Source organism: Nonomuraea terrae, from assembly GCF_004348995.1.
GTDB lineage: Bacteria > Actinomycetota > Actinomycetes > Streptosporangiales > Streptosporangiaceae > Nonomuraea > Nonomuraea terrae.
Map to the genome: position 1 here is coordinate 1 of NZ_SMKQ01000033.1, position 13,032 is coordinate 13,032.

The following is a 13,032-nucleotide window of genomic DNA, read 5'->3' on the forward strand; positions in this document are numbered from 1 at the left end:
AGCGGGGTCAGGCGTGGGGGAGGCGGTAGGTGTTGTCGTCGAGGACCTCCGCCAAGCCGTCGGACACCAGGCCGTCGAGGGCGCGTTCGCGTTGGACCGCGTCGTCCCATACGGCGTCGAGGGCGGCCTTCGGGACGGGGCCATGGGAGGAGCGCAGCACCTCGAGGAGGCGGCCTCGGCACTGGCGGTCGGTGCCGGCGTAGGTCTGGCCCTTGCGGGCGGGGCCCGAGTGGGGTGGCTTGCCTGCCAGGCGCCAGGCGCACAGGTGGGTGATCGGGCAGTCGCCGCAGCGCGGGGCGCGGGCCGTGCACACCAGGGCGCCGAGCTCCATGACGGCCACGCCCCAGCGGGCCGCGCCCAGCTCGGGAAGCAGACTTTCCGCCAGCCGTCGCTCGGCCGCGGAGGTGGCCGTCGGAGGGTACTCCTCGGCGCGGACGGCCCGGGCGAACACCCGCCGGACGTTCGTGTCGAGGACGGCGTGCCGGCCGCCGTAGGCGAAGCTGGCGACCGCGGCGGCGGTGTATTCGCCGATGCCGGGCAGCGACAGCAGCGTCGCGTGGTCGGACGGCACCTCGCCGCCGTGCTCGTCGGTGATGGCCCGGGCGCAGGCGTGCAGGCGCAGCGCCCGGCGCGGGTAGCCGAGCCGGCCCCAGTGGCGTACGGCCTCGCCCGGCTGCTCGGCGGCCAGCGCCTTGGGGACGGGCCAGCGTTCCATCCATTCGTGCCAGACGGGCAGGACGCGGGCGACCGGGGTCTGCTGCAACATGATCTCGCTGACGAGCACACCCCACGGGCTCGCGTCGGGGGCGCGCCAGGGGAGGTCGCGGGCGTTGTGCGCGTACCAGTCCAGAACGGGGGTGCGCAGGAGGTTCGGCTCGACCACGGGGTCAAGCGTATTCGGGAAACGGCGCGGCCCGGCGTGTCGTCACTGTGCGTGCAGAACCGGTTACCATGCTGGGCCTATGGACCCGGATACGATGCGTGGCGACGGCGGCGACATCTACTGGCGGCGCCGCATGAGCGTGCTGGTTGCGGTGCTCGTCGTGGTGGCCGTTGTGGCGTGGGCGTGCTCCAGCGGGGGCAGCGGGCCGGAACGCGCCTCCAGCGCGCAGTCCTCACCGAGCGTCACGCCGTCCGCTGACCCGCTGCTGGCCGGGCTGCGCACGCTCGCCCTCGGCACGGCCTCCCCGTCGCCCACCCCGAGCGCCACCCCGAAGGCGACGCCTTCCCCGCGCCCGAAGCGGCCGGGGGAGCCGTGCGAGGAGAAAGACCTCGTGCTCAGCCTCCAGAGCGGCAAGGAGCCGATCTACGCCGGCGACGCGCGGCCCAGCTTCATCGTCACGCTGGTGAACACCGGCTCAGTGATGTGCACGGCCGACGTGGGGCCGCGAGCGGTGGAGGTCCGCATCACCTCGGGCGCGGACCGCATCTGGTCCACCGCCGACTGCGTGAGCGGCCCCGGCGCCGACGTCAGGAAGCTGGAGCGCGGCGTGCCGTACGTGCACTCGCTGGAGTGGGACCGGCGGCGCTCCAGCGACGACTGCCGCGCCAGCCCGCCCACCGCCCTGCCGGGCACGTACGTCGCCACGGTCCGCATGGGCAAGCTGCGCGGCGGCAAGGGCGTCTTCCACCTCCGCTAGAGGCCGTCACCGGCGCGCCGCCGGTGCGACAGACGGCGTGGCGGGGCCGGGCCCGGCCAAGGCCCGGCTCCAGGCTCCGGCTCCGCCACTGCCGACCAGCGGCTCTGACGTGGCGGCTTCGGGCGGCTCCGACGCGGGCGGCTCAGACGTGGCGGCCCGGATGTGGCGCCCCGGATGTGGCGGCTCGGGTGTTGCGGTCAGACGTAGCGTTCGAGGATGGAGGACTCGGCGAGGCGGGACAGGCCCTCGCGGACGCTGCGGGCACGCGACTCGCCGACGCCGCCCACCGCCTGCAGGTCGTCGATGCTGGCCGCGAGCAGCTTCTGCAGGCTGCCGAAGTGGTTGACCAGCCGGTCGACCACCGTCGCGGGCAGCCGAGGCACCTTGGCCAGCAGCCGGAAGCCGCGGGGGCTGACCGGGCTCTCCAGCTGCTCGGTGCCGTTGTGGCCCATCACGCGCGCCACCGCCGACAGGTCGAGCAGATCGCTGCCGGACAGCTGGTCGAGGTCGTGCATGGCCTCCATCAGGCGCCGCTGGCGGCGGCCTCCGGGGGCGGGGAGATAATCGCGCACGACCAGCTCGCGCTCGGACTCGACGCCGGCCACCAGCTCGTCGAGCTGGAGCGAGAGCAGGCGGCCGTCGGTGCCGAGCTCGACCACGTAGCCCTTGATCTCGTCGGAGATGCGGCGGACCATCTCCAGGCGTTGCGCGACCGCGGCCACGTCTCTGACCGTGACCAGGTCTTCGATCTCCAGGGCCGACAGGGTGCCGGAGACCTCGTCGAGGCGGTGTTTGTAGCGCTCGAGGGTGGCGAGGGCCTGGTTGGCCTTGGACAGGATGGCCGCCGACTCCTCCAGGACGTAGCGGATGCCGTCGAGGTAGAGGGCGATGATGCGCATCGACTTGCTGATCGCGATGATCGGCAGGCCGGTCTGCAGGGCGACGCGCTGCGCGGTGCGGTGGCGGGTGCCGGACTCGTCGGTGGGGATGGACGGGTCGGGCACGAGGTGGACGGCGGCACGGACGATCTTGTGGTCGTTGCTCACGACGATGGCGCCGTCCATCTTGGCGAGCTCGCGCAGGCGGGTGGGCGAGAAGTCGACATCGAGCTCGAAACCGCCGCTGCAGACCTCTTCGACCTCTTTGTTGTAGCCGAGCACGATCAGCCCACCGGTCTGGCCGCGCAGGATTCGTTCCAGGCCGTCGCGCAGAGGTGTGCCCGGCGCCACGGCCGCCAGGGCCTCGCGGCGACGGTCGTCCAGACTCCTATCCACCTGACCCCCGTGTCGATCGGTCACCGCTCAGCTTAGCCGCGCTATGTCACGTGCGTGAGAGCGTCCCAGACGTTCTCCGCCTGGACGACCTCGAACCCCGGTGCGAACGCCACCGGCCCCACCGGCACCAGAGCGCGCTGACCGTCGCGTCTGCGGCCCGGCTCTTCCAGGGATCCGGCGGGCACGAGGGCGCGCTTGAAACCCAGCCGGGCAGCCTCGGTCAACCGCCTGCGCACGTCTTTGACCGGGCGCAACTCACCGGCCAGACCGACCTCGCCCAGGGCGACCAGACCGGCGGGCAGCGGCTTGTCCCCGGCGGCGCTGGCGACGGCGAGCATGACCGACAGGTCGACGGCCGGGTCGGCCAGCTTGATGCCGCCGACGGTCGCGGTGAACACGTCGCAGCCCCCGAGCCGGGCGTTGAGCCGGCGCTCCAGGACGGCGAGGATCATCTGCACGCGGTAGGTGTCGAGGCCGGAGGACGTGCGCCTGGGCTGCTGGGCCTCCGTGCGGGCGACCAGGGCCTGGACCTCGGCGGGCAGCGGGCGCGTGCCCTCGACCGTGACGGTCACGCACGTGCCGGGGACGGGCTCGCTGCGGCGGGAGACGAACAGGCCGCTCGGGTCGGTGATGCCCTCGATGCCGCGCTCGTGGAGGTCGAAGCAGCCGATCTCGTCGGTGGGGCCGAACCGGTTCTTGATCGCGCGGACCATGCGCAGCCTGGAGTGGCGGTCGCCCTCGAAGTTGAGCACGACGTCGACGAGGTGCTCGAGAGTGCGGGGGCCGGCGATGGAGCCCTCCTTGGTGACGTGGCCGACGAGGACCGTCGCCATGTTGCGCTCTTTCGCCAGGCGGACGAGATTGGCGGCGACCTCGCGGACCTGGGTGACGCCGCCGGGGACGCCGGTGGTCTGCGCCGAGCCGATCGTCTGGACGGAGTCGACCACCAGCATCTGGGGCTGGACCTTCTCCACGTGGGCGACCAGGGCCGACAGGTCGGTCTCCGCGGCGAGGTAGAGGTTGTCCTGGATGGCGCCGATGCGGTCGGCCCGCAGACGCACCTGGGCGGCCGACTCCTCGCCCGTCACGTAGAGGACGGTGGTGCGCTCGGCGATGCGGGCCGCGGCCTCCAGCAGGAGCGTGGACTTGCCGATGCCGGGCTCGCCGGCCAGCAGCACCACGGCGCCGGGCACCAGGCCGCCGCCCAGCACCCGGTCGAGCTCCGCGACGCCGGTCGTGCGGGCGGTCGCCGTCTCGGCCTTGACCTGGCCGATCGGCAGGGCGGGGCCGGTGGTGGCGCCGGCCTGGACGACATTGACGCCCGCGCGGGCGCCCTCTTCGTCGACCGTGCCCCACGACTGGCACTCGCCGCACCGGCCGACCCACTTGGTGGTGCGCCAGCCGCACTCGGCACAGCGGTATCCGGGCTTCTGGGCTGTCTTGGCCATGCCGAGCAGGCTAGCGGCTGGCGCCGACAATCATCGAGAGGTCAGGCCAGGCCGAGCTCGGAGACGAGCATGCGCTTGGGCTTGGCGCCGATGACCTGCTTGACGGGCTCGCCGTTCTCGAACAGGAGCATGGTGGGCACGGCCATCACGCCGTAGCGGGCCATGATCTCTGGGTTCTCGTCGGTGTTGAGCTTGCCGATCGTCAGGCCGTGCTCGGCCTCGATCTGCTCCAGCACCGGACCGACCATCTTGCACGGCCCGCACCACTCGGCCCAGAACTCGACCAGCACCGGCTCGTCGCGCTTGATCACCTGCTCCTCGTAGTTGTCAGTGGTCAACGTGATCATGATTTATCCCCTTACGAAGCAACCTGGGCAGGACTGGGCGAGCTGGGCGGCCACCTCGGCGCGGCGCGCGAGCAGCACGCGGATCTCCCGGTCGATCTCGGCGAGCTTGCGCTCGTAGACCTCGACCGACTCCGCGCACGAGCCGCCGGTGCTGTGACCCCGGCGCAGGCAGTCGACGAACGGCCGGGTCTCCTCCAGCGTGAACCCGATGTCGAGCAGGGCCCGGATCTCGGACACCAGGCGTACGTCGTCCTCGCCGTAGTCGCGGTAGCCGTTGGACGTACGGCGGGCGTGCAGCAGCCCGTGCTCCTCGTAGTAGCGGAGGGAGCGGGTACTCACTCCGGTGCGTTCCGCCAGCTCACCGATGCGCATGCGCCCACGGTAAACGTTGACGTCGGCGTCAATGTCAAGTGGCGAGCGAGGACCAGAGCGGGGGAAGGCGGCGGCCTCTGGTGAACGAGCCCGCCGCATGGAGCCCCATGAAGACGGCTCAGTAGTAGCGCCAGCGGAGGACGTTCGGGTACTCCAGGTCCAGGCCCGGCGTCTCGGCGATGGCTTGTTCGGCGACCTCGGGGGCGAACTCGATGCGGAGCACCGCCTCCAGGTCGGCTCGCCGCTCGAACGCCATGCGAAGGTCGAGCGGCCGCCGCTGCCAGCCGTGGCGGACCCAGAACGCCTCGACCTCGCGGGCGGAGTACGCGGGCACGGTGCGCGAGAACCACCGGCCGAACGACCCCCGCGTGGCGTCGAGGTCGAGGACGAAGGCGGCGCCGCCGCGGCGTACGACCCTGGACAGCTCGCGCAGCCCCGGCTCGCAGCCCGGGCCGAAGAAGTACGCCCACCGCGCGATGGCCACGTCCACGGACGCGTCCGGCAGCGGCAGGTCCTGGGCCGTGGCGGCGTGCACCGTCACGTTGGCGAGGGCCGCGCAGCGGCGCCGGGCCAGCGCGGCCAGGTCGCCGTGCGGTTCGACGCCGATCACCCGCGCCGCCTCGGCCGCCAGGACGGGCAGGTGGTAGCCGGTGCCGCAGCCGATGTCGAGCACGGTGGCGCCGTCCCAGGGGCGCAGGGAACGCATGGCGGCGTCGGCCGCGCCCTCGGGGTCGACGGCGCGGTTCTCCAGCTCGTAGATCTGGGGCGTGTTCCAGATGTTCGGGCTCGGGATGGCGCCCTTGGCGATCCGTGACATGGCACAACCGTATGGCGCACCGGAGAGCGTGTGAGCGGCTCGACAAAGGGCCTGGCGCACCAGAGCGGCTTCTCCGGCTTAGGCTGGCAAGGTGGCTGATGTCATCCGCGTGCCCAATGCGAAGATCGCATTGTCCACCGCCTCGGTATATCCGGAACGCACTCCCGACGCGTTCGAGCTGGCCGCGCGCCTGGGTTACGACGGCGTCGAGATCATGGTCGGCGCTGACCCGGTGAGTCAGGACATCGACGTGATCGAGCGGCTCTCCGACCACTACCACGTGCCCGTGCTGGCGATCCACGCGCCCTGCCTGCTGGTCACCCAGCGCGTCTGGGGGCGCGACCCGTGGGCCAAGCTGGTCAAGGCGCGCAAGGCCGCCGAACGCCTCGGCGCCTCGACGGTCGTGGTGCACCCGCCGTTCCGCTGGCAGCGCGACTACGCCCGCGACTTCGAGACCGGCCTGGCGAGGATGCGCGACGAGACGGACGTCACGTTCGCGGTGGAGAACATGTTCCCGCTGCGGGCCAGGGGCAACGACGTGGTGCCCTACTCGCCCGACTGGAACCCGATCGACTACGACTTCCCGAAGGTCACGCTCGACCTGTCGCACACCGCGGTGTCCGGCTCCGACGCCATGGAGATGGCCGGCAAGCTCGGCGACCGGCTCGCCCACGTGCACCTGGCCGACGGCCTCGGCGTGACGAACAAGGACGAGCACCTGGTGCCGGGCCGGGGCAACCAGCCGTGCGCGCAGCTGCTGGAGCGCCTGGCCAACACGGGCTACTCCGGGCTGGTCGTCCTGGAGGTCAACACGCGCAAGGCGACCAGCCGCACCGAGCGGGTGGACGACCTGGCGGAGGGGCTGGCCTTCGCCCGGCTCCATCTGGCGGCCTCCCGGTGAGCGCTGGGCCGCTCAAAGAGCTGGGCAGGGTGTTCGACCGCGTGGCCGACGCGTACGACGCGGGCCGCCCCGGCTATCCCGACGAGCTCTACCGCGCGCTGGGCGAGCTGTCCGCCGTCGGTCTCGCCGGCGCGACCGCGGTGGACGTGGGGGCGGGCACCGGCATCATGACCCGCGGGCTGCGGGCCCGCGGCGCCCACGTGATCGCGGTCGATCCGGGCGCCGCGATGCTGGCCCGCCTGGTGACCAGGATCGACGAGGAGGGGGCGCCGGTCGTCGCGGTGCGGGCTGACGGCAACGCGCTGCCGCTGGCCGACGGGGTGGCCGACCTGGTGACGTACGCGCAGTCGTGGCACTGGCTCGACCCGGTGGCCTCGATCGCCGAGGCCCGGCGGGTGCTGCGGCCCGGGGGCGTGATCGCGGGCTGCTGGAACTTCCACCACGCGGCGCAGGCCGACTGGCTGGCCGCGTACGAGGTCCGGCTGGCCGAGGCCGTGCCGTCCTACAACGGGCCGGCCCTCGACGAGTGGTCGGCGCCGCCGATCGCCGCGGCGTTCGAGGTGGTCGAGGAGCGCTGGCTCCCGTGGACCAGGCTGGTCGGCATCGAGGACTTCCTGCTCGGCCTGCGGTCCCACTCCTACATGGCGGCGCTGTCGCCGGAGCGGGCCGACGAGCTGGTCGAGCGGCAGCGGGCGGAGCTGCGTGGCGAGTTTCCCGAGGGCGTGCTGTCGGTGCCGATGCGGGTCTACCTGGCGGTGGGCCGGTGACCGAGCCGGCCAGGCGGCGTCCCGGGCGCAGGCCCGGCTCGGCCGACACGCGCGGGGAGATCCTCGCGGCGGCCAGGAGGGTGTTCGCGGAGAAGGGCTTCGACAAGGCGACCGTGCGCGGCATCGCCAGGGAGGCCCAGGTCGATCCGGCGCTCGTGCACCACTACTTCGACACCAAGGCGGGCATGTTCGCCGCGGCCATGCAGCTGCCGATCACGCCCCAGCAAATCCTCCCGCTGGTGGTGGAGGGCCCCCGCGAGCAGCTCGCGGAGCGGCTCGTACGCTTGATCCTGAGGGTCACGGCCGCGCCGGAGACGCGCGAGCCGCTGGTGGCGCTGATCCGCTCGGCCATGACCAACGAGCAGGCGGCCGCGATGTTCCGCGAGTTCATCACGAACGCCCTGCTCTTCCAGGTGGCCGACCGGCTGGAGGTGCCGCACCTGCGGATCGAGGCGGCGTTCGGGCAGATGATCGGCGTGGTGCTGGCGCGCTACGTGCTCAGGCTGGAGCCGATCGCGAGCGCGAGCGAGGACGAGCTCGTCGAGCTGCTGGCGCCGACGATCCAGCGGTACTTCAGCGTCTAGAGCATTGTTCTACACAGGCCGGTGACCTTAGGGTATGTCTGTACCCCGGTAATGTTACCCATGGGTAGGATTTCGGGGTGGCTGGACAGCCAACGTCGTCTGTGGGAGGACCCCGTGCTCTGGGTAGCGATCATCGGGCTGGTCATGACCGTCGTGGCGGTCGCCTTGGCCGGCCGCAGGGCGCTGTTCCTGTACAAGCTCGCGACCGTGGGGCCGCCTGCGCCGGAACGCATCGAATATGCCAAGACCCACGCGGGTGACGAGATCAAGGCGCAGCTCGTCGAGGTGTTCGGGCAGAAGAAGCTGCTCAAGTGGACACCATCCGGCGTGGCGCACTTTTTCGTCATGTGGGCTTTCTTCATCCTGCTGACCGTCTACATCGAGGCGTACGGCGCGATCATCCAGGGCGCCATCACCGGCAGGCCCGATTTCCACATCCCGTTCATCGGGCAGTGGGGCGTGCTCGGCTTCCTGCAGGACTTCATCGCGGTCGCGTGTCTCGCCGGCCTGGTCGCCTTCGCGATCATCCGGGTCAAGAACTCCCCCAAGGCGCTCGGCCGCAGCTCGCGTTTCTCCGGCTCGCACCTGGGCGGCGCGTGGCTCGTCCTGTTCATGATCTTCAACATCATCTGGACGCTCTTCCTCGCCCGCGGCGCCGCCGCCGCGAACGGGAACCTCCCCTACAGCTCGGGCGCGTTCGTCTCGCTCGGGCTCGGTGACGTGCTGCCGCGGAGTCACCTGCTGGAAGAGATCGCGCTGCTGCTGCACATCGGCTTCATGCTGGTGTTCCTGGTCATCGTGGTGAACTCCAAGCACCTGCACATCTTCACCGCGCCGCTCAACGTGCTCTTCTCCCGCCGCCCCGACGGCCTCGGCGGCGCGCCCGAGATGCGCGTCGGCGGCAAGCCGGTCGACTTCGAGGACGAGGACCTCGACCCCGAGAAGCTCGGCCGCGGCAACATCGCCGACACCACCTGGAAGGGTTTCCTCGACTTCTACTCCTGCACGGAGTGCGGCCGCTGCCAGTCGCAGTGCCCGGCATGGAACACCGACAAGCCGCTGTCGCCGAAGATGCTCATCCTCGACCAGCGCGACCACGCCTTCAAGGTGGCCCCGTACCTCATGGCCGCCCAGCAGGGCGTCGAGCACAAGGACACCGACGTGCTCGCGCTGCTGGAGAAGCCGCTGGTCGGCGAGGAAGGCGTGATCCACCCCGACGTGCTGTGGTCGTGCACCAACTGCGGCGCCTGCGTCGAGCAGTGCCCGGTGGACATCGAGCACATCGACCACATCCTCGACATGCGCCGCTACCAGGTGATGGTGGAGTCGTCGTTCCCGTCCGAGGCGGGAGTGATGGTGAAGAACCTGGAGAACAAGGGCAACCCGTGGGGCATGTCCGAGATGAAGCGGGCCGACTGGATCGAGGAGCTCGACTTCGAGGTCGAGATCGTCGAGGACAAGATGCCCGAGGGCACCGAGTACCTCTTCTGGGTCGGCTGCGCGGGTGCGCTGGAAGACCGGGCCAAGAAGACCACCAAGGCCGTCGCCGAGCTGCTGCACATCGCGGGCGTGAAGTTCGCGGTGCTCGGCCCGATGGAGGCCTGCTCCGGTGACCCGGCGCGCCGGCTGGGCATGGAATACCTGTTCAACATGCTGGCCCAGCAGAACATCGAGACGCTCAACGAGGCCGGCGTCAAGAAGATCGTCGCCACCTGCCCCCACTGCTTCAACACGCTGGCCAACGAGTATCCGCAGCTCGGCGGTACGTACGAGGTCGTGCACCACACGCAGCTGCTGTCGAAGCTGGTGGACGAGGGCCTGCTCACCCCGATCACGCCGATCGAGGAGAAGATCACCTACCACGACCCTTGCTTCCTCGGCCGCCACAACAAGGTCTACTCCCAGCCCCGCGACATCATGTCCAAGGTGCCGGGCGTGCAGACCCAGGAGATGCACCGCCACAAGGACCGCGGCTTCTGCTGCGGCGCCGGCGGCGCGCGCATGTGGATGGAGGAGCGCATCGGCAAGCGCATCAACACCGAGCGGGTCGACGAGGCGCTGACCACGAATCCCGACACGGTGTCGACCGCGTGCCCGTTCTGCATGGTGATGCTCGGCGACGCGATCAACGAGAAGAAGAACAACGGCGAGGCCAAGGAATCGCTCGAAGTCGTGGACGTGGCCCAGCTGTTGATCAAATCGGTCAAGGGAGCTTCCTGACCGATGTTCGTCAAACTCCTCCACCCGTGTGGTGGAGGAGTTTCCCATGTCAACAGGCGTGATCAGAAGAAACCCGGCATCCACATAACGGGAAAATCACGGTAACCTCAACGACGCATGGCCTTATTCGACGGGGAGGGGGCTCGTGATGGGCGTCGTCGTCACGGACGCCGAAGTCACACTGGCCGACGTCCTCTCCCTGCGACTCGCCATCGACGGACCACTCGAAGACGGCACCGAGCTGGTGCTCCGGCACCGCACCACGGGGGTGGAGCGCGACGTGCGGATCGGCACCTCCGGCGTGCGGGCGCGCGAGGCCACGCTCGCGGTCTCGCTCGCGCCGCTGCGGCTCACCGCCGGGCGCTGGGACGCCTACCTGCGCTCCGGCGACACGCGCAGCCGGCTGCGCAGCGTCGATCCCGGCTTCTCGCTCGACCATCTCGACGCGTACGCGCTGTGCAAACGCACTCTCGCCTACCGCTCCTACCGCACCCGCAACGGGTTCCTGGCGCTGAAGATCTCCGACGCCGAGCCCGTCGCCGAAGTGCGCGCGATCTGGTTCCGCGAGGGCCGCTTCGAGGTGACGGGCCTGCTGGCCTACACGGGGCTGGAGGACGACGACTCCCGCCACGAGGCCGTGCTCACCCTCGACCGGCGGCCGACGAGCTCCCGGGTGTCGGCCACGGCCACCGTGCAGGGCGTGCGCTTCCACGCGGCCGTGTCGCTGGTCGACGTGCTGGCCGCCGATCCCGAGGAGTCCGGCATGTGGGAGCCCGCGCTGGAGGTCGAGGGGGTGCCCGCGCCGCTCCCGCTGGGGGCGCGGCTCGACGACGTCGACGGCAAACGGCGCCGGCTCCACTATCCGTCGGCCCGGGTCGACGGCGTGCTGATCAGGCCCTGCTACACCGCCGACGACGAGCTGCGCATCGAGGTGGGGGGATGAGGATCAGCCTGGTGCTCGCCTCCGCCTACGGCATGCGGGGCGACGTTCGGGCCACGCTCAACCTCGCCACCGCGCTGTCCGAGCGGCACGACGTCGAGGTCATCAGCATCCGGCGGCAGAAGGACAAGCCGTTCTTCCCGATCGGGCCCAAGGTGTCCATGCGCAGTGTGGTCGACGCCCGGCCCGGGGTGAGACATCTGTTGCCGCGCGGTCAGGTCCGCACCGAGGTGGCGCTCTGGCGGGTGCTGCGCAACCTCAAGTCCGACGTGCTGATCACGACCCGGCCGGGCGTCGGCGTCCAGGCGGCCAGGCACGCGCCGCGCGAGACCATCAAGATCGCTAGGGAGTGGGGGCGGCCGGCCGTCCCCGGCCCGGTGATGCGCTTCTATCCGCGCCTCGACGCCGTCGTGACGGCCACCGAGTCGGCGCTGGAGGAGTGGGCGAGGCTGCTCGGCGCGGGGCCGGTCGTGCACAGCCTGCCCGACGCGCTGCCGGACGGCCCGTGGCCGCGCTCGCGCATGGACAACCGCATCGTGGCGGCCGGCGGGCGGTGGGTGGCGGTGAAGGCGTACGACCGGCTCATCCGGGCGTTCGCGCTCGTGGCCGCGCAGCGCCCCGACTGGCGGCTGCGGCTGTACGGCGCCGGCCCCGAGGAGCGGCGGCTGCGCGCGCTGATCGGCGAGCTCGACCTGCACAACCACGTCTACTTCATGGGCACGACGTCCGACCTGGCGGGCGAGTTCGCCAAGGCGTCGATCGTGGCCAACACCTCGCGCAGCGAGGACCAGGGCATGACGGTGCTGGAGGCCATGGGTTGCGGGGTGCCGGTCGTGGCGTTCGACGGGGCGCGGGGGCCGAAGGAGTTCGTGGCGACGGGCTACAACGGCGTGCTGGTGCCCGACCAGGACGACCCTCTGACGTTCGCGGCGGCGCTGCTGGCGCTGATCGACGACGAGCGGCGGCGGCGTTCGCTGGCGGCAGGGGCGCTCGACACGGCCGTGCGCCACGCGGCCACCGAGGTGGCCGGCCAGTGGGAGAAGCTGATCGGCGAGCTCCGCTGAAATACCGGTTACGGGTACCGTAGAACCATGCATGGGTACAGCGGAGACAAGCAGGCATATCTGACACGCCTCCGGCGAATCGAAGGTCAGATCCGGGGCCTGCAGCGCATGGTGGATGACGATGCCTACTGCATCGACGTGCTCACCCAGGTCTCCGCGGCGACGCGGGCGCTCCAGGCGGTGGCGCTGGGGTTGCTGGAGGAGCACATCTCCCACTGCGTGGCCGACGCCATCAACAGCGGCGGTCCTGAGGCCGAGGCGAAGGTCAAGGAGGCCTCGGCGGCGATCGCCCGTCTCGTGCGGTCGTAGCCCTCGCCGGGGCAAGGTGACTAGTTAGGGGTAAACCCCGGAAACCGCCGTTCCCGACCCCTCAGGAGCCGGGAACTAGGTTCCCGGGGCTAGTAATCGTCTGGTCCTTCAGCGGCTCGCCGAAGTCCGCAATCCGAGCGCGTCGTCGAGTTCGTCCAAGGTCAGCCGCCGCTCGCTGACAGCCACGGCCGTGAGCACCTCGGCGTAGAGCGCAATCTCGTCCAACGCGACACGGTCGTGGACCCGAGAGTCCAGGTCATCGTGCCCCACCGCGTCGTCCTTCCTTCCGCAGCCCACACCCTCTACGAGGTTACGGCGGACGCCCCTCCGGGCGACATGGCCCATCGGA

The 13,032-nt window shown here is 70.8% G+C and carries 14 protein-coding genes; 8 read left to right on the forward strand and 6 right to left on the reverse strand.

Annotated elements, in window-relative coordinates; all coding sequences use genetic code 11:
* Positions 1 to 7: 7 nt before the first annotated feature.
* The gene (locus E1286_RS14120; protein WP_187368163.1) at positions 8 to 883 is read right to left on the reverse strand and encodes an HhH-GPD family protein; all 876 of its coding nucleotides are present in this window, start codon (positions 881 to 883) and stop codon (positions 8 to 10) included.
* A gap of 79 nt (positions 884 to 962) precedes the next feature.
* On the opposite strand from E1286_RS14120, the gene E1286_RS14125 reads away from it, so the two are divergent.
* Complete coding sequence (locus E1286_RS14125) at positions 963 to 1,640, forward strand: hypothetical protein (RefSeq protein ID WP_132612503.1); 678 nt, start codon at positions 963 to 965, stop codon at positions 1,638 to 1,640.
* 197 nt (positions 1,641 to 1,837) lie between these two features.
* On the opposite strand, the gene disA is transcribed toward E1286_RS14125, so the two are convergent.
* The 5 genes from disA to E1286_RS14150 form a co-directional block, all read right to left on the reverse strand.
* Entirely contained in the window at positions 1,838 to 2,914 is a 1,077-nt protein-coding gene (gene disA, locus E1286_RS14130; protein ID WP_132612505.1) for a DNA integrity scanning diadenylate cyclase DisA, read from the reverse strand.
* A 41-nt stretch (positions 2,915 to 2,955) separates the two neighbouring features.
* Positions 2,956 to 4,362 carry a DNA repair protein RadA gene (gene radA / locus E1286_RS14135; protein WP_132612507.1) on the reverse strand — a complete coding sequence of 469 codons (1,407 nt, stop codon included), beginning with the start codon at positions 4,360 to 4,362 and terminating at the stop codon, positions 2,956 to 2,958.
* Between the two features lie 41 nt (positions 4,363 to 4,403).
* Entirely contained in the window at positions 4,404 to 4,709 is a 306-nt protein-coding gene (gene trxA, locus E1286_RS14140) for a thioredoxin (protein ID WP_132612509.1), read from the reverse strand.
* Between the two features lie 3 nt (positions 4,710 to 4,712).
* Positions 4,713 to 5,081 carry a MerR family transcriptional regulator gene (locus tag E1286_RS14145; RefSeq protein WP_132612511.1) on the reverse strand — a complete coding sequence of 123 codons (369 nt, stop codon included), beginning with the start codon at positions 5,079 to 5,081 and terminating at the stop codon, positions 4,713 to 4,715.
* Positions 5,082 to 5,199: 118 nt separating this feature from the next.
* Complete coding sequence (locus E1286_RS14150; protein WP_132612513.1) at positions 5,200 to 5,898, reverse strand: class I SAM-dependent methyltransferase; 699 nt, start codon at positions 5,896 to 5,898, stop codon at positions 5,200 to 5,202.
* Between the two features lie 91 nt (positions 5,899 to 5,989).
* On the opposite strand from E1286_RS14150, the gene E1286_RS14155 reads away from it, so the two are divergent.
* The 7 genes from E1286_RS14155 (at position 5,990) to E1286_RS14185 (ending at position 12,683) form a co-directional block, all read left to right on the forward strand.
* Positions 5,990 to 6,799: a sugar phosphate isomerase/epimerase family protein gene (locus E1286_RS14155; RefSeq protein WP_132612515.1), complete on the forward strand. Its 810-nt coding sequence runs from the start codon at positions 5,990 to 5,992 to the stop codon at positions 6,797 to 6,799.
* Positions 6,796 to 7,566 (forward strand): class I SAM-dependent methyltransferase, encoded by a 771-nt coding sequence (locus tag E1286_RS14160; RefSeq protein ID WP_132612517.1) that lies wholly within the window; start codon positions 6,796 to 6,798, stop codon positions 7,564 to 7,566. The genes E1286_RS14155 and E1286_RS14160 overlap by 4 nt, the downstream gene beginning before the upstream one ends.
* A complete protein-coding gene (locus E1286_RS14165) occupies positions 7,563 to 8,150 on the forward strand; it encodes a TetR/AcrR family transcriptional regulator (RefSeq protein WP_132612519.1) in 588 nt (195 codons plus the stop codon). The genes E1286_RS14160 and E1286_RS14165 overlap by 4 nt, the downstream gene beginning before the upstream one ends.
* A gap of 114 nt (positions 8,151 to 8,264) precedes the next feature.
* Complete coding sequence (locus E1286_RS14170; protein ID WP_132612521.1) at positions 8,265 to 10,370, forward strand: (Fe-S)-binding protein; 2,106 nt, start codon at positions 8,265 to 8,267, stop codon at positions 10,368 to 10,370.
* A 148-nt stretch (positions 10,371 to 10,518) separates the two neighbouring features.
* A complete protein-coding gene (locus E1286_RS14175; RefSeq protein ID WP_132612523.1) occupies positions 10,519 to 11,313 on the forward strand; it encodes a hypothetical protein in 795 nt (264 codons plus the stop codon).
* The gene (locus E1286_RS14180; protein ID WP_132612525.1) at positions 11,310 to 12,374 is read left to right on the forward strand and encodes a glycosyltransferase; all 1,065 of its coding nucleotides are present in this window, start codon (positions 11,310 to 11,312) and stop codon (positions 12,372 to 12,374) included. The genes E1286_RS14175 and E1286_RS14180 overlap by 4 nt, the downstream gene beginning before the upstream one ends.
* Positions 12,375 to 12,401: 27 nt before the next feature.
* On the forward strand, positions 12,402 to 12,683 hold the full coding sequence (locus tag E1286_RS14185; protein WP_043615428.1) for a metal-sensitive transcriptional regulator: 282 nt from the start codon (positions 12,402 to 12,404) through the stop codon (positions 12,681 to 12,683).
* Positions 12,684 to 13,032 lie beyond the last annotated feature (349 nt).